The organism is Streptomyces sp. NPDC058257, assembly GCF_042881845.1.
In the GTDB taxonomy this organism is placed as follows: domain Bacteria; phylum Actinomycetota; class Actinomycetes; order Streptomycetales; family Streptomycetaceae; genus Streptomyces.
In genome coordinates this window covers 25275-47121 of record NZ_JBHVXJ010000031.1, presented here as the reverse complement: position 1 = coordinate 47121, position 21847 = coordinate 25275, and the positions used below count along the sequence as shown (strand labels likewise).

Sequence of the window (21847 nt, the reverse complement as noted above, 5' to 3'; positions counted from 1 at the left end):
AAGGCGGCCACCCCCTCTCCGGGGGTGGCCGCCTTCTTGCGCTTCAGGGAGCCCTGCTTCAGGGAGCCCTGCTCCAGGGAGTCCCGACGGCTCAGTAGGAGCCGTTGGCCTGCCAGTGGTTCCAGGCGCCGACGGGGCTGCCGTAGCGGTCGTTCATGTAGTCGAGGCCCCACTTGATCTGGGTCTCGGGGTTGGTCTTCCAGTCCGAGCCCGCCGACGCCATCTTCGAGGCGGGCAGGGCCTGGACCAGGCCGTAGGCGCCGGAGGAGGAGTTCGTGGCCTTGTGGTTCCAGCCGCTCTCGTGCTCCACGATCTTGCTGAACGCCTTGTACTGAGCGGGGTCCTTGATCATCTTCTTCGCGATCGCCTTGGCCGAGGAAGGCGCCGCGGCGGGAGCGGCGGCGGGGGCCGCGGCCTTCGCCTCGGTCGGGGCGGCGGCCTGGGCCGCGCCGGCGCTGAACACCATGCCGGTCGTGGCGACGGCCACGGCGGCACCGGCGAGGGCCTTCTTCGGGGTGGCGATACGGCGGAAAAGCGTGGCGGACAAAGCGTGACCTTCCGTGGGGAACATGGTGTCGCGGGCATGCCGTGGGCCACGGGGGTGTGGCTGGGGGAATGCGTCGGCGCCGGGGGCCTGAGCCGGTGGCGCTGTGCGACTCGATCCAGAGAAACAGGGCTGACGCGTCTCCGCAATGACCCCTTTTACTAGTGGATGTCGCACGCAGGAAGAAGGTCCTTCGTGTGACGTGGCTCTCAATCCCCAGGTCGGGGCGGGTGTTGACGCGTCCGCGACAAAAAGGATGATCTACGAGGCCCCTTCGTAGAGGACCAAAGACCTGTGCGCCGCCTCACCCCGAGAGGCGCTCCATGTGACGGAGAGCGGGCAGTCGCCTACGCCTTGGGCCCCTGGAATGTGACCTGGGCCTCGAAGGCGGCCCTGCGCGTGGCCCGGCGCAGCGCCTTCAGGACGGCGGGCCCCAGGGCGAGGCTCAGCAGGACGGTGACGACGGCGCGGGGCAGGTCCCAGCCGAGGGAGGTGGCGAGGCAGTACGCGATGAAGCGGCCGAGGTTGTCGCCGACGGGGTCGCCGGGCACGAAGGAGACGCCGGTCGCGAGGCCTCCGATGTAGGGCCAGCCCTGGAGGTTCATGACGGTGCCGTAGAGGACGGACGAGACGGCTCCGTACGCGGCGAGCAGCCACAGCTCGCGCCGCCCGCGCAGGCCGTGGGCACCCGGCAGCAGCCCGGCGCCCATGCAGACCCACCCCATGGACAGCATCTGGAACGGCATCCACGGCCCGACGCCCCCGGTCAGGAGCGCCGAGGCGAACATGGACACGGCGCCGAGCACGAACCCGAAACCGGGCCCGAGCACGCGCCCGCTGAGCACCATGAGGAAGAACATCGGCTCGATCCCGGCCGTCCCCGCCCCCAGTGGCCGCAGCGCGGCCCCCGCCGCGGCGAGCACCCCGAGCATCGCGATGGCCTTCGCGTCGAGCCCGGCATCGGCGATGGTCGCCACGACGACGGCAAGGAGGAGCGGCAGCAGCGCCGCGAACAGCCAGGGCGCGTCCTGGGCGTGCGCGCTGAGCCCCGATTCCCCGCTCGCGATGAGCGGCCACCCGAAGGCCACGACGCCGACCGCGCTGACGAGCGCGAGGGCGCCGATGGAGCGCGGGCCGAGGCGGATGGGGCGGGCCTGGCGGGCAGCGGTTCGGCCGGTGACGGGAGCGGGGCTCACGGGGTGCCGCCCTCCGTCCCGGTCTCCGTCCCGGCCTCCGTACGCAGCGCGTTTCGTACCTCCGTGACCGTCAGCCACTTCTGCGGGGCGAGGATCTTGGTGGTCTGCGGGGCGAAGGACGGGGACGAGACCACGATCTCCGGGGTCGGGCCGTCCGCGACGATCTCGCCGTCGGCGAGGATCGCCACCCGGTGGGCGAGCTCCGCCGCCAGTTCCACGTCGTGCGTGGCCAGGACGATCGCATGGCCTTCGGCGGCCAGGCCGCGCAGGAGCGTGACCAGACGGGCCTTGGCCGCGTAGTCGAGGCCCCGGGTCGGCTCGTCGAGGAGGAGCAGAGGAGGGCGGGCGGTCAGGACGATCGCCAGGGCGAGCGTGAGGCGCTGGCCCTCCGACAGGTCGCGGGGGTGGGTGTGGTCCGCGATGCCGGGAAGCAGCTCGGTGACCAGGGCGCGGCAGGTGCCCGCCTGCGCCGCCGCGTCATGGTCGGCGGCGGCGCACTCGGCGGCCACCGTGTCCGCGTAGAGGAGGTCCCTCGGCTCCTGGGGGACCAGGCCCACGTGGCGGATCAGCTCGCGCGGGCCCGTGCGGTGCGGGACCGCGCCGCCTACGCGCACCGAGCCCGCCGCCGGTTCGAGCAGGCCCACCAGCGTCGAGAGGAGCGTGGACTTCCCGGCGCCGTTGCGGCCCATCAGGGCCACCGTCTCGCCCGCGCGGACGGTGAGGTCCACGCGGCGCAGGGCCTCCACGCGGCCCCGGCGGACGGCGAGGGCGGTGACGCTCGCGGCGGCGGGCTCAGGGGCGTCCGGCTTCGTGCGCCCGCGCGGGGCCGGGCGGCGCGGCGCGGGCGGCGTGGCCGCGGCTTCCTCGCGTTCATGGGGCCCGGAACCCGCGAGAGCCAGCCGCTCCCGCAGCGGGCCCGCCCTGCGCCGTGCGTCCCGCACCGTCAGTGGCAGCGGTGACCAGCCCGCGAGGCGGCCGAGGCCCACCACCGGCGGGTGGACGGGCGAGAGCGCCATCAGCTCGGCGGGATCCCCGAGCACGGGCGCCTGGCCCGGCGCCGCGAGCAGCAGCACCTGGTCCGCGTACTGGACGACCCGCTCCAGGCGGTGCTCGGCCATCAGGATCGTCGTGCCCAGGTCGTGGACGAGGCGCTGCAGTACGGCGAGTACCTCCTCGGCGGCGGCCGGGTCGAGGGCCGACGTCGGTTCGTCGAGCACGAGGACCCGGGGGTGCGGCGTGAGCACCGAGCCGATGGCGACGCGCTGCTGCTGACCGCCGGAGAGCGTGCTGATGGGGCGGTCGCGCAGCTCGGCGAGGCCGAGCAGGTCGAGGGTCTCCTCGACCCGGCGGCGCATCACGTCGGGGGCGAGCCCGAGCGACTCCATGCCGTACGCGAGCTCGTCCTCGACGGTGTCCGTCACGAAGTGCGAGAGCGGGTCCTGGCCCACCGTGCCGACGACGTCGGCGAGTTCACGCGGCTTGTGGGTACGGGTGTCGCGCCCCGCCACCGTCACACGGCCCCGCAGGGTGCCCCCGGTGAAGTGCGGCACGAGCCCGCTCACCGTGCCGAGCAGCGTCGACTTGCCGACCCCCGAAGGCCCGACGAGGAGCACCAACTCGCCCTCGGGCACGGCGAGATCGACCCCGCGCACGGTGGGCTCGGTGACCCCTTCGTACGTCACGGAGACATCCTCGAAGCGGATCATGAGGACTCCTTGGAGCGAACGCGGGTGGAAACAGGGGCGGCGGAATCGGCGGGCACCGGCGCCACGAAGGCGGGCAGCAGGCCGACAAGGACGGCCGCCGCGGGCCACAGCGGCAGCGTCGGCGCCGTCAGGGGGACGACTCCGGGGTGCAGGGCGCCAGCGTCGTACGAGGAGGCCCAGATCATCAGGCCCGCCACCGCGATCCCCGATCCCGCGACGAGCCAGGCGCGGACGCCCCAGGGGTCGGGGCGGTAGCGGGTGCGGACGGAGCGCCGGCCGCCGAGGCGCAGGCCGGCGAGGGCCGCGAGCAGGCCGACGGCCAGGACCGGCAGACCGTAGCCCGTGCCTCCCGCCGTGAGCAGGCCGTACGTTCCCGCGCAGACGCCCATCAGGCCGCCGAGCGTCAGTACCGCCGTGGCCCTGCGCACCCCTGCGGGCACCGGAGCGCTGCGGCCGAAGCCGCGCGCGTCCATCGCGGCGGCCAGGGCGACCGACCGCTCAAGGGCGCCCTCAAGGACCGGGAGGCCGACCTGGAGCAGCCCCCGGATGCCCTTGTCCGCACGCCCGCGAAGGCGCCGCGCGGCCCGCAGCCGCTGCACGTCCATGATCAGATTCGGCGCGAACGTCATCGCGACGACGATGGCGACCCCCACCTCGTACAGCGCGCCCGGCAGCGACTTGAGCAGCCGGGCCGGGCTCGCGAGGGCGTTGGCGGCGCCGACACAGATGAGGAGTCCCGCGAGGCGCACCCCGTCGTAGAGCGCGAAGAGCAGCCCCTCGGCCGTCACCCTGCCACCGATCCGCACGCCCTTCGCCCAGTCGGGCAGCGGCACTTCGGGGAGCGTCACGATGACGTGCGTACCGGGGATGGGGGAGCCGAGGACGACGGCGAAGACGAGCCGGATCGCGATCACGACGAGACCCAGCTTCACGAAGGCGCCGTACGACCGTGCCCACGGTGCCGACGTCCTGCGTGCCGCGACGACGTAGCCCGCGACCCCGATGAGGAGACCGAGCAGCAGGGGATTGGTGGTGCGGGACGCCGCGACGCCGAGCCCGAGCGCCCACACCCACCAGGCGCCCGGGTGCAGCGCGTTGCTCCGGTGCGCTCGGGGGGCGAGCCGCCGCCGCAGCGCACCGGGTGCGGTGCTCGGGTGATCGTTCATGGCGCGGGTCAGCCGCGTCGGCGGCGTGCCTGCCAGAGGGCGGCCCCGCCGAGCAGGGCGATGGCGGCGACACCCGCGATCAGGCCGACGGAGGGACCACCGGAGTCGCTCTCCTTCTTGCTCGCGTCTTTGCTCGCGTCCTTGCTCGTGGCGGGTGTCCGCTCCGGCTTCCTCTCGGACTCCCCGTTGCCCGCGACCTGCTCTCCGCAGCCCGACTTCGGGTAGTCGGCGATGGCGCACAGGAGCGCGTTGCTGTCGTAACGCAGCGGCTTGGCGACCGCGGCGAGGGCGTCCGCGCTCGTCGCGTCGTCCGCGATCCGGGCGCAGGCGGTACGCGGCTTCGGCGGCGTCTCGCCTTCGGGGGCGTCACCCGGCGTACCGAAGTCGATGACCAGGGCGATCCGCTTGCGGCCGTCCTCGGCGGGGGTCTTGGCGCAGACGGCGGCGAAGTCCGCCGCGGCGCCGCGCGGCTTCGCGGAGTCCTGCGAGTCCTCGGACACGGAGAACCGGAAGCCCTGGACGGCGCCGTCTTCGGGCCGGGCGGTGCTGGGGCCCTGGCTCGCGTAGGCCCACTTGGAGCCGTCCCGGTCCCAGAAGGACCAGTAGCGGTAACCGGCGGCCTGGGCGGGGGCGGCGGCGAGGACGCCGAGCAGGGCGGCGACGAACGCCCCCACCACCAGGTGCCCCCACCGCGCGCGACCCCGCGTCACAGCTGCTGCTTCTTCTTGTTGCCGCTGTACAGGAAACCGATGCCGACACCGGCGACCATGCCCACGCCGATGATCCACCAGACGCTCACGCCGCCGCCGTCATCGCTGTCCTTCTTCTCGTCGGCGGCCTTCTCGGTCGTCTGCGGGGCGGGACCGGTCGCGTTCAGCCGCTCGACCAGGTCCGCGCCGCCGAAGTCACGCGCGTCGAGGCCGGAGGCGTGGGCGGCGAAGATCAGCTGGGCGTAGGCGGCGGGGCCGGACTTCTTGGCCCAGTCCGCGGAGTTCTTCGCCAGCCACTCGGCCGACTTCTTGGCCTGCTCCGGCTGACCCGCCGCGGCGAGCGCGAGCACGGAGTCCGCGGTGTTGCCCAGGTCGGGCATGTTCTTGGCGCCGGGCATCGAGGACATCAGGTGGTCGTCGCCCTTGGCGAGGGTCTTGAGGAGGTAGCCCGTGCCGTTCGACGCCGCCTGCTCGGCGGTGTCGGCCTTGGCGCACTTCGGGGCTGCGGCCTCCTTCTTCGCCTCGTCCACGACCAGGCCCTTGCCATGGGCGCCGAGTACGCCTGCCGCGGTGGCGTCCGCGTTCGGCGCCGGCTTGCCCGACTTGACGTCCGCGAGACCGAAGGCGCCGCCGTCCTTCTCGCAGCTCATCGAGAGGGCGGGCAGCGCGTCGTACGCGGACTTGCCGTCCCGCGACTTCACCGACTGCGGCTTCTCGCCCGCGGCGGCGAGCGCGCCGATCACGATGCCGGTGGAGTTGGCGTCGGAGTCCATGCCGGGGCTGTATCCCCAGCCGCCGTCGGTGTTCTGCGCCGACTTCAGCCAGCCGACGCTCTTCTCGACCGCCTTGTCCTGACCGCCGAGCGCGGCGAGAGCCTGTACGGCGGACGCCGTCATGTTGCTGTCGACCATGGTCTTGGAGTCGCACGGCTCGCTCGCGTCGGCACGGTACGCGGTGAAACCGCCGCTCGCGCACTGCTGTCCGGTGAGCCAGTCGACGGACTTCGCGGCGGGCTTCACGCCGACGGCGTCTTGGGCGAGCAGGGCGTACGACTGCCGGAACACGCCGTCGAACTTGGGATCCGAGTCGCCGTACAGACCGGAGGGAAGCCCGGCGGAGGGCGACGGGGACGCGGTGTCCGCGAAGGCGGCCGGGGCGGCGGCCGAACCGAACACGGCGACGGCGGCCAGGACCGCTGCGCTGCGGCGAACGTTCATGATGCGGCGGGTGCCTCTCCCTGCGGGGAGCGGGGCAGCACGGGCACGTAGCGGGCACGGGCACCGGGCGGCTCCGGCTCCGTGTACCTCGACGGTGCCGTTCATCGGAGGGTCCGACGACGCGAGCCGGTCATGTTCCGTACCAGGCATTCCGGCTCACCGCGCGGGCGCGGGATAACGGAATGGGGTCTCCCCTGCTCGAGCGGAGTCGAGAGCTTGGGGAAGGGTCAGCGCCGGATTTCCACCGGCTTCCCCCCGTACGGGCATGATGACGACGGGGCCACTCTACCGGCCCGTAGGGGGAGCGGCCCGGGGCGCCCGCCCCCGGCGCCGGACGTCACACCGCCCGGTACCGCACCGGATCGTCGCCCACCGCCTCCGCGCGCCCCAGCTTCACCAGGCGCCGCACATGGGCCTCGGCCTCGGAGACCGCGATGTTCCGTGAGCCGTAGCGGATCTCGGCCCAGGGGCGGTTCCACTCCATCTGCTCGGCGAGCTGCCAGGGCGTGAGGGGCTCGGCGAGGAGGGCGAGCAGGTCCGTCAGGCGCTCCTCGTGGTGGGCCAGGATCTCCCGCACGCGGGCCGGAGCGTCCGTGAACGCGTACTGATGGGCGGGCAGCACCTCGGCGGGACCCAGGCGGCCGACGCGCTCCAGGGAGTCGATGTAGTCGCCGAGGGGGTCGGTGACGGTGTCGTCGTCGGGGTCCTCGTAGAGGCCGATGTGCGGGGTGATGCCGGGGAGCAGATGGTCGCCGGAGAACAGGCGGCCGTGACCGGGCAGCTGCGCCGGGTGCTCCTCCTCCAGGTGCAGGCAGACGTGACCGGGGGTGTGCCCCGGGGTCCAGATCGCGCGGAGCCTGCGCCCCGGCAGCTCCAGCAGCTCGCCCGGCGTGATGTCCCGGTCGGGGAGCGCGGCGGCCATGCCCGGGAGGCGGGGCGCGCGGCCCGCGTCGCGGGCGGCGAGCAGCGGTGTCAGATGCTCCGCGGGGGCGCCCGCGGCCGTCAGCTTCTCCACCATGTAGTCGAACCAGCGCGCGGGCGGCCCTGTGCGCGTGCGGCGTACGACCGACGCGTCCGCCTCGTGCATCGCGATCCACGCGCCCGATGCCTCGCGGACCTTGGCCGAGAGGCCGTGGTGGTCGGGGTGGTGGTGGGTGATGACGACGCCGTGCACCGCCTCGACGGACGTGCCGCAGGCGGCGAGGCCGGTGGCGAGGGAGTCCCAGGACGTGGGGTCGTCCCAGCCCGTGTCGATGAGGACCGGGCCGCCGTCGGTGTCAAGGAGATGGACGAGGGTGAAGCCCAGGGGGTTGTCGGGGATCGGGACCTTGATGCTCCATACGCCCCCGCCGTGCTCGGCCACCTGCGGTTCGGTCACCTGCGTCATCGGGAGCCCTCTTCTTCGCTCGTCCGTAACTAGAACTAGTTCCAATGATCGCCCAAGTCGACCGTTCACTCAGGCTACTTGAGCCTTGCCCTCCGTGGACTACTGGAACTAGAACTGGTATCAGTTCTGAAACAGTGTCAGAGAGCGTGCCGCGCAGGCGGAATCCCGCAGGAGGCAGTCAGCCATGACCGATCTCGTGGAACACGGACAGCTGTTCATCGGCGGGGAGTTGGTGGACCCCCTCGGCAAGGACGTCATCGAGGTGATCTCGCCGCACACCGGCCGGGTCTTCGCGCGGGTGCCGCACGCCGCGCCCGCCGATGTGGACCGGGCCGTCGCCACCGCGCGCAGGGCGTTCGAGGACGGGCCCTGGCCCCGGATGACGCTCGACCAGCGGATCGAGGTCATCGCCAGGATCAAGGACGCGTTCGCGGTGCGGCACGAGGAGATCGCCCGCGTCATCAGCTCCGAGAACGGCACCCCGTACACCTCCAGCATCATGGTGCAGGCCCTCGCCGCGATGATGGTCTGGGACTCGGCGCTCACGGTCGCGCGGAACTTCACCTACGAGGAGCAGCGCGACGGAGCACTCGGCAAGATCCTCGTCCGGCGCGAGCCGGTCGGCGTGGTGGCGGCCGTCGTCCCGTGGAACGTCCCGCAGTTCACGGCGGCGGCCAAGCTCGCGCCCGCGCTGCTCGCCGGGTGCCCGGTGATCCTCAAGACCTCGCCCGAGGCGCCGCTCGACGCCTACATACTCGCGGAGATCGCCACCGAGGCGGGGCTGCCGCAGGGCGTGCTCTCGATCATCTCGGCGGACCGCGAGGTGAGCGAGTACCTCGTCGGGCACCCCGGCATCGACAAGGTGTCCTTCACCGGTTCCGTCGGCGCCGGCAAGCGCGTCATGGAGGTCGCGGCCCGCAATCTCACGCGCGTGACCCTGGAGCTCGGCGGCAAATCGGCCGCGGTGATCCTGCCGGACGCCGACGCGTCGGCTGCGGTCGCCGGCATCGTCCCCTTCGCCTGGATGATCAACGGCCAGGCCTGCGTGGCCCAGACCCGCATCCTCGTGCCGCACTCGCGCTACGACGAGTTCGCCGACGCCTTCGCCGCCGCGGCCGGAGCGCTCAAGGTCGGCGACCCGCTCGACCCGGCGACCGAACTCGGCCCACTGGTCGCCAAGCGACAGCAGCAGCGCTCGCTCGACTACATCCGCATCGGCCAGGAGGAGGGCGCGAAGATCCTGACGGGCGGCGGGCGCCCGGCGGGGCTCGACGAGGGCTGGTACGTCGAGCCCACACTCCTCGGCGGCGTGGACAACTCGATGCGCGTCGCCCGCGAGGAGATCTTCGGCCCGGTCATCTGCCTCATTCCGTACGGCGACGAGAGCGAGGCCGTGAAGATCGCCAACGACTCGGACTACGGGCTCAGCGGCAGTGTGTGGACGGCGGACGTGGAGCGCGGCATCGACATCGCGCGCCGGGTGCGCACCGGAACGTACTCGGTGAACACCTTCAGTCTCGACATGCTCGGACCGTTCGGCGGCTACAAGAACTCCGGTCTGGGGCGGGAGTTCGGGCCCGAGGGGTACGGCGAGTACTTCGAGCACAAGATGATCCATCTGCCGCCGGGGTACGAGGGGGCCGGTGCCTGATGGGTGACCGCTGGCACGTCGAGGTGGACCGCTCCGTCTGCATCGGCTCCGGGATGTGCGTGATCACGGCGCCGGGCGGGTTCGCGCTCGACTCCGCCCGGCAGTCGCACCCCGCGGATCCCGAGACCGACGCCAACGAGAAGGTGCTCGAAGCGGCCGAGGGGTGTCCGGTCGAGGCGATCACGATCACGTTGTCCGGCAGCGGGGAGGTCGTCTTCCCGCCGGAGGACTGATCGGGTCCGTGCCTGATCGGGTCCGTGCCTGATCGGGTCCGTGCCTGATCGGGTCCGTGCCTGATCGGGTCCGTGTTGGCCGGGACTTCACTTCCGCGACGCCGCCCACACCGGCTTGCATGGGTCCTGTACGTATCCTGTTCGATCGAACGGGTGCGAACAGGACTTTACCCATGCGTTCCGCATGGCCGATCGATGACATCCGTGACTGTCCGTCCCCTTTGCGGCCTGGAAATCTCTCTCCCAGACCACATGGGGAGGGGACACCGTGGACAAGCGGTACGAGGTCTACTGTCTGGCCGACAGGCACTTCTACGAGACTCCGGACCGTTTGTCCGTGGGCGGCAGCGCCCCCGATTTCGAGACGGCGGGGCGCCCGGTCCCGCAGGGATGGCGGTCGGCGCGCCAGGGCGACTGGCTGACCTTCGTCCCCGTCGACGAGGACGGGCACGCCAGGCCCGCGCCCCAGCAGGGCTGGAAGATCCACGTCTCCGCCACGCTGGAGAACGCCGACCGGATCGCCGCGGCGGTCACGGACCACTGCGTGCCGCGCTCCGTCCCCTTCAAGTTCATCGCGGGACGGCGCCTGCTCCACCTGCGCAACAGCAAGTACGCGGGACGCGACGGCAGCGGCAAGTTCGTGACGATCTACCCCGCCGACGAGCAGCAACTGCACGCGGTCCTTGATGAGCTGGGGCGAATACTCGCAGGGCAGGAAGGCCCCTACATCCTCACCGACCTGCGCTGGCAGGAAGGCCCGCTGTACGTCAGGTACGGCGCCTTCACCCGCCGCATGTGCGCCGACGAGCGCGGCGGTCTCGTCCCCGCGATCGAGGACGACCAGGGGCGCCTCGTCCCCGACTCGCGCGACCCGGCCTTCCGGGTCCCCGAGTGGGTGACGCTCCCGCCGTTCCTCGAACCCCAGCTGGCGGCGCGCAACAACACGACGGTCGGCGACCTGCCGTACCGCATGGAGAAGGCGCTGCACTTCTCCAACGGCGGCGGGGTCTATGTGGGCACCGATACCAGGGACGGCAGCAAGGTCGTCCTGAAGGAAGGCCGGCCGCACGCGGGCCTGGCATCCGACGGGGCCGACGCCGTGGCCCGCCTGGAGCGCGAACGGGACGCGCTGGGGAAGCTGGCGGGCCTCGGTGTCGCGCCCGAGGTGCGGGACTGGTTCGAACTCGGCGGCCACCGCTTCCTCGTCATGGACTTCCTGGAGGGCCGCACCCTCAACTCCTTCTTCGCGGACCGCCATCCGCTGTTGGTCAGCGAACCGGACGCCGACGCGATCGCCGCGTACACGGCCTGGGCGCTGCGGATCCACCGCGCCGTCGAGGAGGCCGTCGCGGCCGTGCACGGTCGGGGCGTCGTCTTCAACGACCTCCATATGTTCAACATCATGGTCGCCCCCGACGAACAGTCCGTCTCCCTCCTCGACTTCGAGGCGGCGGGGCGGGTGGGCGAGGGCGGCAGACAGATCGTGGCCCACCCCGGATTCATCGCGCCCGCCGACCGCGAGGGCGTGGACGTCGACCTCTACGCACTCGCCTGCCTGCGGCTCGCCCTCTTCCTGCCGATCACCACGCTCCTCGCGGTCGACCGGGGCAAGGCGGCGCACCTCGCGACAGTGATCGCGGCCGAATTCCCCGACGTACCGGCGGAGTTCCTCGCCGGAGCGGTGGCGGAGATCGAGCGGGGAGGGCAGGACGGGACCGGTGGCGGGGCGGTCGCGGGGGCCACGGCATCCGCATCCGCGTCCGCGCCGCTCGTCGAGGTGGCCGACTGGCCCGCCAGCCGGGACTCGATGGTCAAGGCCATCCTCGCCTCGGCCACCCCGGAGCGCGACGACCGGCTCTTCCCCGGCGACATAGCGACGTTCACCGACGGCGGCGGGCTCGGCCTCGCACACGGTGCGGCCGGAGTGCTGCTCGCCCTCGCCGAGGGCGGCGGCGAACGCTACGAGGAGGGCGAGCGCTGGCTCCTGAAGCACACCGAATCCGCGCCGCCCGGTACGCCGCTCGGGCTGAACGACGGCCTCGCGGGCATCGCCCACGTACTCGAACGGCTCGGTCACCGCACCCGCGCGCTCGATCTGATGGAGCTCATCCTCCAGGAGAACTGGCAGCGGCTGCCCTCGGACCTGAACGGCGGCCTGGCCGGACTCGGCCTCGCCCTCGACGCCCTCGCGCACAGCACAGGCGAGGAAGGTCTGGCCCAACACGCTTTCCGGGCAGCCGAGTTGATCGGCGATCGCCTCACCGCTGCCGAGGACCCGCCGAAGAAGGGGCGGCCCCGGGCCGGACTGCTGCACGGGGCGACCGGCCCCGCACTCCTCTTCCTCCGGCTCTACGAGAGGAACGGCGACCCGGCGCTCCTCGACCTGGCGGCGCGGGCCCTGCGCGCGGACCTCGAGCGGTGCGTGTCGCGGCCCGACGGCAGCATCGGGGTGGACGAGGGGTGGCGCACGATGCCGTACCTCGGCGACGGCAGCGTCGGCATCGGGATGGTCGTCGACGACTACCTCGCGCACCGGGACGACGCCGGGTTCGAGGCGGTACGGCCGGGTGTCCTGACCACCGCGCGCTCACGCTTCTGCGTGCAGCCGGGCCTGTTCCAGGGGCGGGCCGGACTGCTGCTGCACATCAACCGCAGCACCGCACCCGGCATCACGCCCGGGGACGTCGCAGCGCAGATCGAGGGACTCGGCTGGTTCGCGATGCCGTACGCCGGCCAACTCGCTTTCCCCGGACACCAGATGCTGCGCCTTTCCATGGACCTGCACACCGGAACGGCGGGCTGTCTTCTCGCCCTCGCCGCCGCCCTGGGGGACGGCGGAGCACACGTCCCCTTCCTGCCGCCTCTGAGGCGGCCCCAGAGCCGGTCCCGCCACGCAGCGGGGTCGTGACACCACCCGATGAGGACAGCAACGTCCCCAAAAGAGAGGCAACTCCCATGGCACTTCTCGACCTGCAGAGCATGGAGTCCGACGAGATGACCGGTGGCGGCCACGGTGGCGGCGGCAGCAACGTGAGCCTGCTCCTGTGCTGGAGCGACGCGAGCGTCCTGCTCTGTCTGTGACACCGGTCCGTGCCTGACCGGCACGGTTCCTGAGGGACCGGGCGGCACCTCCTCGCGGAGGGCCGCCCGGCTCCACCGATGCCATGGCCCTCGCGGACAGCGTTCTCGTCACGCTCCGCCCCGGCCGCACCGCCACGGACACGAGGACCCGTACCGCATGGCGACCACGACCACCCGGCCTCCCCGGCCCGACCACGACGCGGGCCTCCTGAAGGCCGCCACCCGCCACAGTGCCGCCCGCTGCGTGGCCCTGGTGCTGTGCAGCGTCGCAGGAGCCGGGGCGAGCCTCCTCCTGCCGTTCGCCATCGGCCGCGCCCTCGATACCGTCCTCGCGGGGCACGCGGCCGGTCACGTCGGTGCCGACGCCACCCGCTGGATCCTCCTGTGCACGGCGCTCGTCGGTGCGAGCGCACTTCTCGACGCCTGCGACGGCGTCCTCACCGGAACCACCAACGCCCGCACCACGGCCTGGCTGCGCGGCCGGGTCGGGCGCCACGTGCTGGCCGTCGGGCCGCGCGCCACCGCGCGTTTCGCCCCCGGCGACCTGGTGGCCCGCCTCATCGACAACGCGGCCCACGCGGGCGTCGCGCCCGCCACACTCGCCGCGCTTCTCGCCGCCCTGGTCGCGCCCGTCGGCGCCGTCGTGGCCCTCGTCCTGATCGACGGCTGGCTCGCCGTGGTGTTCGTCGCCGGGGCACCCGTACTCGTCCTGCTCCTGCGGGCGTTCGTGCGCGTCTCGTCCGACTGCGTGGCGCGCTACCAGCAGGTCCAGGGCGACATCGCGGGCCGCCTCGGCGAGGCGATCGGCGGGGCAAAAACCGTCACGGCCGCGCACACCGAGGACAGAGAGGCCGGGCGCATCCTCGCGGCGCTGCCCGAACTCTCCCGCCAGGGACATCGGATGTGGCGGGTCCAGGGCCGCTCCCAGGCGCAGGCCGTCGCGGTCGCGCCCCTCCTGCAGATCGCGGTCGTCGCGGTCGCGGGCCATCTGGTGGTCCAAGACCGCATCACCGTCGGCGAGTTGCTCGCCGCCTCCCGGTACGCGGTGCTCGCCACCGGTATCGGCATGCTCGTCGGACAGCTGGGGGCACTGGTGCGGGCGCGGGCGGCGGCGCGACGCCTCGGGGAGGTGCTCGCGGAGCCCGCGACCCCCTACGGGGAAGCTGAACTACCTCTGGGAGACGGACTGTTGGAGGTACGTGGCGTGAGAGTGACTCGCGGTGGGCGTGCCGTGCTCGACGGGGTCGACCTGACGGTTCCCGCGGGCGGCACGCTCGCCGTGGTCGGGCGCTCCGGCGCCGGCAAGTCGCTTCTGGCGTCCGTCGCGGGCCGCCTCGCCGACCCCGACGAAGGGGACGTACGCCTCGACGGCGTCCCTCTGCGCTCGCTCAGCCGCGAGGAGCTGCGCCGCGAAGTCGGTTACGCCTTCGAGCGGCCCGCGCTGCTCGGTACGACCCTGGAGGACACGATCGGCTTCGGCGCCCCGCGCCCGACACCGCCCCGCATCCGCGAAGCGGCCCGCGCCGCCCACGCCGACCCCTTCATCACACGCCTCCCCGACGGCTATGCGACACCTTGCGCGGAGGCGCCCCTCTCCGGGGGTGAGGCCCAACGCCTCGGCCTAGCAAGGGCGTTCGCGCGCGGCGGGCGGATCCTGATCCTGGACGACGCCATGTCGAGCCTGGACACGGTGACGGAACACCACATAGCCGAGGCCGTCCTCCACCACACCCCGCACCGCAGCCGCCTGATCATCGCCCACCGCGCGGCGACGGCGGCCCGCGCGGACGCCGTGGCCTGGCTGCACGAGGGCCGGATCCGGGCGGTGGGCACGCATGCGGAGCTGTGGGAGCGGCCCGAGTACCGGGAGGTGTTCGGCGCGTGAGGCACATGGAGCGGGCAGAGGAGGCGGAGCGCGTGGAGTCGTCCTCGACGGCCCCGCAAGGTCCCTACCGCCGAGGTGTCCGCTTCCTGTGGCGCAGGTGGCCGGTGCTGCTCAGGCTCGCGCTCTGGTCCGTCCTGGAGACCGGGCAGACCTTCCTCACCGGGTACGCCCTCGCACGCGCCCTGGACGACGGGTTCCTCGCGGGGCGTGAGGCGGTGGGTCTCGGGTGGCTCGGCGGGGCCGGGCTCGGCGTGCTCGTGGCCGCGTACGGCACGGGGCGGGTGTACCGCTCGGTCGCCGATCTGGTCGAGCCGCTGCGGGACAGCCTGGTCAGGCAGGTCGTCGGGCGGGGGCTGCGGGACGCCGACGGCGCCTCCGTCTCCCGGCTCACCCAGCAGGTGGAGATCGCCAGGGACACGTTCGCCGGCCTGGTCCTCGTGTCCCGCTCCTTCGTCTTCACGGCGGCGGGCGCGCTGATAGGCCTGTTTTCGCTTGCCCCGCTCCTCCTTCTTGTGGTGGCGCTGCCGCTGCTCGCCGGTATCGCCCTGTTCGTGGCGAGCCTGCGTCCACTGGCCAGGCGCCAGGAGAGGTTCCTCGTCGCGGACGAGGGCATCGCGGGCCAACTGGGTTCGATCACGCCGGGGTTGCGGGATGTCGCGGCCGCCGGCGCCGAGCAGGACGTGGCCGATGACCTGGACCGGGGTGTCGCCACGGAGTACGCGGCGGCCCGTGCCCTCGCCCACTGGGGCCTCCTGCGCACGGCGGCCCTGACGACCGGCGGCCAGCTGCCACTCGTCCTGCTCCTGGTCACGGCCCCCTGGCTGCTGAACCACGGAGTGACCCCGGGCGCCCTGGTGGGGGCGATCGCCTACGTCACCCAGGCGCTGCTCCCGGCCCTGCACAACCTGATCCACGGCCTGGGTACGAGCGGCTCCCGCCTGGCGATCGTCCTGCGCCGCCTGACGTGGACTCCGGGGGAGGGGACGGGGGCGGGCGCTGCGACACCCGCGCCCGGTGAGGAGGACGGAGCAGAGGCCCACGCCCCTGAAAAGGCTCCCGCCCTCCAGCTCTCCTCCGTCACCTTCGCCTACGGACCCCTCGCCGAACCCGTCGTACGCGACCTGTCGCTCACCGTCCCGCACGGCGGCCATCTGGCGGTCGTCGGCCCCAGCGGGATCGGGAAGTCGACGCTGGCCGGGCTCGTGGCCGGGCTGCTCGACCCGGGAGGCGGTGTCGTCCGCGTGGAGGGGCGGCCCGTACGAGGGCAAGAGGCCGTCGGGCGGCGGGTGTTGATCCCGCAGGAGGCGTACGTCTTCAGCGGGACGGTGCGGGAGAACCTGGAGTATCTGCGGGCCGACGCCGTCGGCGGCGCGGAGCTGCTGAACGCCGCGCGGGTTGTCGGGCTCGGCGGGCTCATCGAGCGGCTGGGCGGCCTCGCCGCCCCCGTCGAGCCGGCCACGCTCTCCGCGGGCGAGCGGCAGCTCGTCGCGCTGACCCGCGCCTATGTCTCGTACGCGACCCTCGTCCTGCTCGACGAGGCCACCTGCCACCTCGACCCGATGGCGGAGGCCCGCGCCGAGCGGGCGTTCGCGGCGCGCCCCGGCGGCACCCTCGTGGTGATCGCCCACCGCATCAGCTCGGCCCGCCGCGCCGACCGGATCCTGGTGATGGACGGGACGCACACCCTGTGCGGCGGCCACGACGAGCTCATCGAGAGCTCCTCGCTCTACCGCGAACTGTCCGGCAGCTGGGGCGCTACGGGTCCGGGGCCACGGAGCGGGGCGTCACACCCAGCCCTCCCCGCGCGATATCCGTATGGCGTCGATCCTGTTGCGCGCCCCGGTCTTACGGGTGATGGCGGCCATGTAGTTGCGCACCGTTCCGTTGGTCAGGTGCAGGCGGTGCGCGATCTCGGCGACGGGCGCGCCTCCGGCGGCGAGTGAGAGGACCAGTAACTCCCGGTGGGTGAGGGGCATCTGAGCTGCTTTCAGGAACCCGAACCCCAGCGAATCGTCTACGAACCTCCGGCCGGTCGCCACCTGCCTTATCCCGGCGAGCAGCCGGTCGAGCGGGCTCGCCTTGTCCACGTAGCCGACGGCGCCTGCCTCCATGCAGCGACGCAGCAGGCCCGGTCGGTTCCCGGACACCAGGACGAGGAGCGGGCTGCCGAGGCCGCCGCTCACCGGATGGGACTGCTCCCCGAACTCGGCTGAGGCGTAAGCCGTTTCGCCGTCGGGATCGACCACGCAGACGTCGGGCCGCACCGCGCCGGTACGGTCGCGGGCGTTGCGCCATGGTGCATGGAACACCTCCAGGTCCGGCTCACGGGCGAGGCGCTCAGCGAGCGCCGATCGCAGCAGACAGGCGTCATGCACGAGAAGAACCCGGATCACGCTCTGATCCCCCAGTTCTCCGCTTCTGGTTCCGATGGCTTCATTCAGCACGTGGACCATTCATAGCGGGCGTCAACCACTTGACGGACACGGAGAACTGGCCAAGCGGGACCAGACGAGGCTCAGGGGCGCAATTGCCCGGTGCGCGTGCGCCCCCTGTGCAACTATCCGGGGTTTGTGACGTCAAGGTCAGTGACGTCAAGGTTTGCGCCGTCAGGTTTTCTGATCGGCCTCGGGGGACGTCAGATCGATCAGACGGCACACCATCTCGATGTCGATCTTGACCTGTGCGATCGACGCCCGCCCCGAGAGCCAGGTGATCAGCGCGGAGTGCCAGGTGTGCTCGATGACCCGGACGGCCGAGAGCTGCTCGGGGGTCGGCGCGTCCGCCAGGCCCATCGCGTCCAGGATGATCGCCGTGGTCAGCCGCGAGACCGTGTCCACCTCGGGGCTCACCGAGCGATCGGCGAAGGTCAGCGCCCTGACCATGGCGTCCGCCAGATGGGGCTCGCGCTGCAGGGCGCGGAAGGCCCGCATCAGCGTCTCGGCGCACCGCTCGGCGGGCGTCTCACCGTCGGGCGGGCGCTTACGGATCGTCGTGTGCATGTGCTGCAGCTGGTCCTGCATGGTGGCGACCAGGAGATGCACCTTGGAGGGGAAGTAGCGGTACAGCGTGCCGAGGGCGACGCTCGACGACTCGGCGACCTCGCGCATCTGCACCGCGTCGAATCCGCCCCTGCTCGCGAGTTGGGCGCTGGCGTGCAGGATGCGGCGACGGCGCGCCTCCTGCCGTTCGGTCAGGGGTGGCGACGCCGGATCAGCTGCTGCGACTTCCGCTGCCTTGGCTTCCGATGACATATGTCCCGTTGTTCCGTCGTCCCGCTCCGGTCAGGTGGTCGGCCAGCATGGCAGGGCACCCGCCGTGGCGCGAATCACCTGATCCGGGCCTTACAGCGCGGCTACCTGCCGGTAGATTCAAAGCTCGTTCAGCGATCATTCAGCGATCAAGTCTGAAACTTGTTCTAGATTACCGTCCCGGCGTAACCTCGCGGACAACCGCAGGGAGAAGGGGGCCGAGAGTGACCGCTGAGGCCATGGAGGCGGGCCCCCGGACGGGGCCGCAGGGCGCCGATGGCGACCGCCCGCTGCGCATCGCTCTCCTCACGTACAAAGGCAACCCGTTCTGCGGGGGCCAAGGCGTCTATGTACGTCACCTCTCGCGCGAGCTGGCCCGCCTCGGCCACAGCGTCGAAGTGATCGGCGCACAGCCCTACCCCGTCCTGGACGAGGGCCTGGCGGGCCTCAAGCTCACCGAGCTGCCGAGCCTCGACCTCTACCGTTCGCCCGACCCCTTCCGCACGCCGAAGCGCGGCGAGTACCGCGACTGGGTCGACGCGCTCGAAGTGGCGACGATGTGGACCGGCGGCTTCCCCGAGCCCGCGACGTTCAGCCTGCGCGCCCGCCGCCATCTGCGCGCCAGGCGGGGCGAGTTCGACGTCGTGCACGACAACCAGACGCTCGGCTACGGCCTGCTCGGAGATCTCGGCGCCCCGCTCGTCTCGACGATCCATCACCCCATCACCGTGGACCGCGGGCTCGACCTGGACGCGGCGCCCGGCTGGCGGCGCCGCATGTCCGTGCGCCGCTGGTACGCGTTCACGCGCATGCAGAAGCGGGTGGCCCGCCGCCTGCCCTCCGTGCTCACCGTCTCCGGCACATCGCGCCAGGAGATCATCGACCACCTCGGCGTACGCGACGACCGCATCGACGTCGTGCACATCGGCGCCGACACCGACCTCTTCTCGCCGGACCCCTCGATCCCCGAGGTGCCGGGCCGGATCGTCACGACGTCCAGCGCGGACGTCCCGCTCAAGGGCCTCATCCACCTCGTCGAGGCGCTCGCCAAGGTCCGCGCCGAGAACCCCGCCGCCCATCTCGTCGTCGTGGGCAAGCGTGCCGAGGACGGCCCGGTGGCGCAGGCGATCGAGAAGTACGGCCTCAAGGACGCCATCGAGTTCGTCAAGGGCATCACCGACGAGGACCTCGTGGACCTGGTCCGCTCGGCCGAGGTCGCCTGTGTCCCTTCGCTCTACGAGGGCTTCTCGCTCCCCGCGGCCGAGGCGATGGCGACGGGGACGCCGCTGCTCGCGACGACCGGCGGCGCGATCCCGGAGGTCGCGGGCCCCGACGGCGAGACCTGCCTGGCCGTGCCGCCCGCCGATCCCGGCGCGCTCGCGGCGGGCCTGAGCAGGCTGCTCGGCGACCGTGAGCTGCGGGTCCGCCTCGGCGCGGCAGGGCGCGAGCGGGTCCTCGCCAAATTCACCTGGGCCCGCGCCGCCCAGGGCACCGCAGAGCTGTACCGCGCGGCGATCGCCGGAAAAAACGCGGCCCCGCAATCCGGCCGCCCCCCGGCCACCACCCCGACGTACTCCGGGAGCCATCGCTGATGCTGACCGTCGACTTCACCCGCTTTCCGCTCGCCGCGGGCGATCGCGTACTTGACCTGGGCTGCGGCGCGGGCCGGCACGCCTTCGAGTGTTATCGGCGGGGGGCCCAGGTGGTGGCCCTCGACCAGAACGGCGAGGAGATCCGCGAGGTCGCCAAGTGGTTCGCCGCGATGAAGGAGGCGGGCGAGGCACCGGCGGGCGCGACCGCCACGGCGATGGAGGGCGACGCGCTCAACCTGCCCTTCCCCGACGCCTCGTTCGACGTCGTGATCATCTCCGAGGTGATGGAGCACATCCCCGACGACAAGGGCGTACTCGCCGAGATGGTCCGCGTCCTGAAGCCGGGCGGCCGTATCGCGGTCACCGTCCCGCGCTACGGCCCCGAGAAGGTCTGCTGGGCGCTCAGCGACGCGTACCACGAGGTCGAGGGCGGCCACATCCGCATCTACAAGGCGGACGAACTGCTCGGCAGGATGCGCGAGGCGGGCCTGAAGCCGTACGGCACGCACCACGCGCACGCCCTGCACGCGCCGTACTGGTGGCTGAAGTGCGCGTTCGGCGTGGACAACGACAAGGCGCTGCCGGTGCGGGCGTACCACAAGCTCCTGGTCTGGGACATCATGAAGAAGCCACTGGCGACGAAGGTGGCGGAGCAGTTGCTCAACCCGGTCGTGGGTAAGAGTTTCGTGGCGTACGCGACGAAACCGCATCTGCCGAAGGCCGACGTGACGTCTGACGCCGAGTCCGACGCGAAGACCGACGCGTGACGAGCCCGGAGCGGACGGAACACCTGGTCCTGCCCGGCGTCCTGACGGCCGATCAGGCAACGCGGACAGTGCACGGGATCCTGGCCGTCCAACGCGAGGACGGCGCGATCCCGTGGTTCCGCGGCCACCACCTGGACCCCTGGGACCACACCGAGGCCGCCATGGCCCTGGACGCGGCGGGCGAGCACGCGGCGGCGGGCCGCGCCTACGACTGGCTCGCGCGGCACCAGAACCCGGACGGGTCCTGGTACGCGGCGTACGCCGACGGTGATCCGCACGACGTGACGGACCGGGGCCGCGAGACGAACTTCAGCGCGTACATCGCCGTGGGCGTCTGGCACCACTACCTCTCGACGGGCGACGACACGTTCCTGGACCGCCTGTGGCCCACGGTGGCGGCGGCGGTGGAGTTCGTGCTCACGCTCCAGCAGCCGGGCGGCCAGATCGGCTGGAAGCGCGAGCCGGACGGGACGCCGGTTAACGACGCGCTCCTGACCGGCAGTTCATCGATCCACCAGGCGCTGCGCTGCGCCCTGGCGATCGCCGAGCAGCGCGAGGAGGCGCAGCCGGACTGGGAGCTGGCGACGGGCTCACTGGCCCACGCCATCCGCAGCCACCCCGAGCGCTTCCTGGACAAGGACCACTACTCGATGGACTGGTACTACCCGGTCCTCGGCGGCGCGTTGACGGGCGCGGGGGCCAAGTCCCGTATGGAGGAGGGCTGGGACCGCTTCGTGGTGCCGGACCTGGGCGTGCGCTGCGTCATCCCCAACAACTGGGTGACGGGCGGCGAGAGCGCCGAACTCGCTCTCGCCCTATGGGTGTTGGGTGAGTCCGACCGCGCCCTGGTGATCCTCCAGTCGATCCAGCACCTGCGAGACGCGGAGTCCGGCCTCTACTGGACGGGCTACGTCTTCGACGACAAGGCGATCTGGCCCGAGGAACTGACCACGTGGACGGCGGGCTCCCTGCTGCTCGCGGTGGCGGCACTGGGCGGCGACGAGGCCACCTGCGCGGTGTTCTCGGGAGAACGCCTGCCGGTGGGCCTCGCGCCGGAGTGCTGCGGGGCGGCCGCGGGGGGTCAGTAGCGGCGCAGCCGTCCGGCGACGGCGTGGCCGATGAAGACGTACACGAGGGCTGCCAGGCCGTAGCCGCAGACGACTCGGGCCCAGGCCTCGTCGAACGTGAACAGGTCATGCGACCAGCCGGCCAGCCAGCGGGCCACGTCGTGGATGAATTGGACGAGGTCGTTGGCGCGGTTCGCGTCCAACAGGTACATGAGGATCCACAGGCCGAGGATGATGGCCATGACGTCCGCGACGATGACGATGATCCTCGCTGCAGTGCTGCCACGTGCTTGTCGGGTGGACATGAGGGCCGAGTACCGGGGTCGGGCTTGTTGAAACCCATACGGGCTCGCCCGGGTGGCGGGCCCGCCCGTCCGGGGTGAGGCTGCCGGGAGAG

18 protein-coding genes and 1 pseudogene are annotated in these 21847 nt (G+C 72.1%); 9 read left to right on the top strand and 10 right to left on the bottom strand.

All coding sequences use genetic code 11. The features are described 5' to 3' along the window. Window positions 1-91: 91 nt before the first annotated feature. From ACFVXC_RS40245 to ACFVXC_RS40215, 7 genes are all read right to left on the bottom strand, one after another. Complete coding sequence (locus ACFVXC_RS40245) at window positions 92-547, bottom strand: lytic transglycosylase domain-containing protein (RefSeq protein ID WP_389916410.1); 456 nt, start codon at window positions 545-547, stop codon at window positions 92-94. A gap of 344 nt (window positions 548-891) precedes the next feature. Next, window positions 892-1740 (bottom strand): ECF transporter S component, encoded by an 849-nt coding sequence (locus ACFVXC_RS40240; RefSeq protein ID WP_389916408.1) that lies wholly within the window; start codon window positions 1738-1740, stop codon window positions 892-894. Continuing rightward, window positions 1737-3446 carry an ABC transporter ATP-binding protein gene (locus tag ACFVXC_RS40235; RefSeq protein ID WP_389916406.1) on the bottom strand — a complete coding sequence of 570 codons (1710 nt, stop codon included), beginning with the start codon at window positions 3444-3446 and terminating at the stop codon, window positions 1737-1739. Before ACFVXC_RS40235 ends, ACFVXC_RS40240 begins: the two co-directional genes overlap by 4 nt. After that, window positions 3443-4612 carry an energy-coupling factor transporter transmembrane component T gene (locus tag ACFVXC_RS40230; RefSeq protein ID WP_389916404.1) on the bottom strand — a complete coding sequence of 390 codons (1170 nt, stop codon included), beginning with the start codon at window positions 4610-4612 and terminating at the stop codon, window positions 3443-3445. The genes ACFVXC_RS40235 and ACFVXC_RS40230 overlap by 4 nt, the downstream gene beginning before the upstream one ends. Before the next feature lie 8 nt (window positions 4613-4620). Continuing rightward, window positions 4621-5292: an SCO2322 family protein gene (locus tag ACFVXC_RS40225; protein WP_389916462.1), complete on the bottom strand. Its 672-nt coding sequence runs from the start codon at window positions 5290-5292 to the stop codon at window positions 4621-4623. A 26-nt stretch (window positions 5293-5318) separates the two neighbouring features. Further along, window positions 5319-6539 (bottom strand): prenyltransferase/squalene oxidase repeat-containing protein, encoded by a 1221-nt coding sequence (locus ACFVXC_RS40220; RefSeq protein ID WP_389916402.1) that lies wholly within the window; start codon window positions 6537-6539, stop codon window positions 5319-5321. A gap of 337 nt (window positions 6540-6876) precedes the next feature. Next, entirely contained in the window at window positions 6877-7926 is a 1050-nt protein-coding gene (locus tag ACFVXC_RS40215) for an MBL fold metallo-hydrolase (protein ID WP_389916400.1), read from the bottom strand. A gap of 184 nt (window positions 7927-8110) precedes the next feature. On the opposite strand from ACFVXC_RS40215, the gene ACFVXC_RS40210 reads away from it, so the two are divergent. The 6 genes and pseudogenes from ACFVXC_RS40210 to ACFVXC_RS40185 all read left to right on the top strand — a co-directional run. Further along, window positions 8111-9577 carry an aldehyde dehydrogenase gene (locus ACFVXC_RS40210; RefSeq protein ID WP_389916398.1) on the top strand — a complete coding sequence of 489 codons (1467 nt, stop codon included), beginning with the start codon at window positions 8111-8113 and terminating at the stop codon, window positions 9575-9577. Continuing rightward, the gene (locus ACFVXC_RS40205) at window positions 9577-9810 is read left to right on the top strand and encodes a ferredoxin (RefSeq protein ID WP_344521034.1); all 234 of its coding nucleotides are present in this window, start codon (window positions 9577-9579) and stop codon (window positions 9808-9810) included. Before ACFVXC_RS40210 ends, ACFVXC_RS40205 begins: the two co-directional genes overlap by 1 nt. 268 nt (window positions 9811-10078) lie before the next feature. Next, window positions 10079-12718, top strand: a complete 2640-nt coding sequence (lanKC, locus tag ACFVXC_RS40200; protein WP_389916396.1) for a class III lanthionine synthetase LanKC — start codon at window positions 10079-10081, stop codon at window positions 12716-12718. Between the two features lie 47 nt (window positions 12719-12765). After that, complete coding sequence (locus ACFVXC_RS40195) at window positions 12766-12891, top strand: SapB/AmfS family lanthipeptide (RefSeq protein ID WP_383271570.1); 126 nt, start codon at window positions 12766-12768, stop codon at window positions 12889-12891. 157 nt (window positions 12892-13048) lie between these two features. Further along, window positions 13049-14776: an ABC transporter ATP-binding protein gene (locus tag ACFVXC_RS40190; RefSeq protein ID WP_389916393.1), complete on the top strand. Its 1728-nt coding sequence runs from the start codon at window positions 13049-13051 to the stop codon at window positions 14774-14776. Window positions 14777-14781: 5 nt separating this feature from the next. Then, window positions 14782-16260 (top strand): annotated as a pseudogene (locus ACFVXC_RS40185) (ATP-binding cassette domain-containing protein); the annotation flags it as partial. Window positions 16261-16560: 300 nt separating this feature from the next. Here the strand turns inward: ACFVXC_RS40185 and ACFVXC_RS40180 are convergent. Continuing rightward, complete coding sequence (locus ACFVXC_RS40180) at window positions 16561-17169, bottom strand: LuxR C-terminal-related transcriptional regulator (RefSeq protein ID WP_389916391.1); 609 nt, start codon at window positions 17167-17169, stop codon at window positions 16561-16563. Between the two features lie 213 nt (window positions 17170-17382). Continuing rightward, window positions 17383-18027 carry a TetR family transcriptional regulator gene (locus tag ACFVXC_RS40175; RefSeq protein ID WP_389916389.1) on the bottom strand — a complete coding sequence of 215 codons (645 nt, stop codon included), beginning with the start codon at window positions 18025-18027 and terminating at the stop codon, window positions 17383-17385. A gap of 221 nt (window positions 18028-18248) precedes the next feature. On the opposite strand from ACFVXC_RS40175, the gene ACFVXC_RS40170 reads away from it, so the two are divergent. Genes ACFVXC_RS40170 through ACFVXC_RS40160 form a run of 3 tightly spaced genes read left to right on the top strand, consistent with a single transcriptional unit; the run spans window position 18249 to window position 21471 of the window. Then, window positions 18249-19616, top strand: a complete 1368-nt coding sequence (locus ACFVXC_RS40170) for a glycosyltransferase family 4 protein (RefSeq protein WP_389916387.1) — start codon at window positions 18249-18251, stop codon at window positions 19614-19616. Then, complete coding sequence (locus ACFVXC_RS40165) at window positions 19616-20383, top strand: methyltransferase domain-containing protein (RefSeq protein WP_389916383.1); 768 nt, start codon at window positions 19616-19618, stop codon at window positions 20381-20383. The genes ACFVXC_RS40170 and ACFVXC_RS40165 overlap by 1 nt, the downstream gene beginning before the upstream one ends. Further along, window positions 20380-21471: a prenyltransferase gene (locus ACFVXC_RS40160; protein WP_389916381.1), complete on the top strand. Its 1092-nt coding sequence runs from the start codon at window positions 20380-20382 to the stop codon at window positions 21469-21471. The genes ACFVXC_RS40165 and ACFVXC_RS40160 overlap by 4 nt, the downstream gene beginning before the upstream one ends. On the opposite strand, the gene ACFVXC_RS40155 is transcribed toward ACFVXC_RS40160, so the two are convergent. After that, window positions 21465-21755 (bottom strand): hypothetical protein, encoded by a 291-nt coding sequence (locus ACFVXC_RS40155; protein WP_389916379.1) that lies wholly within the window; start codon window positions 21753-21755, stop codon window positions 21465-21467. The genes ACFVXC_RS40160 and ACFVXC_RS40155 overlap by 7 nt on opposite strands. Window positions 21756-21847: the final 92 nt, after the last annotated feature.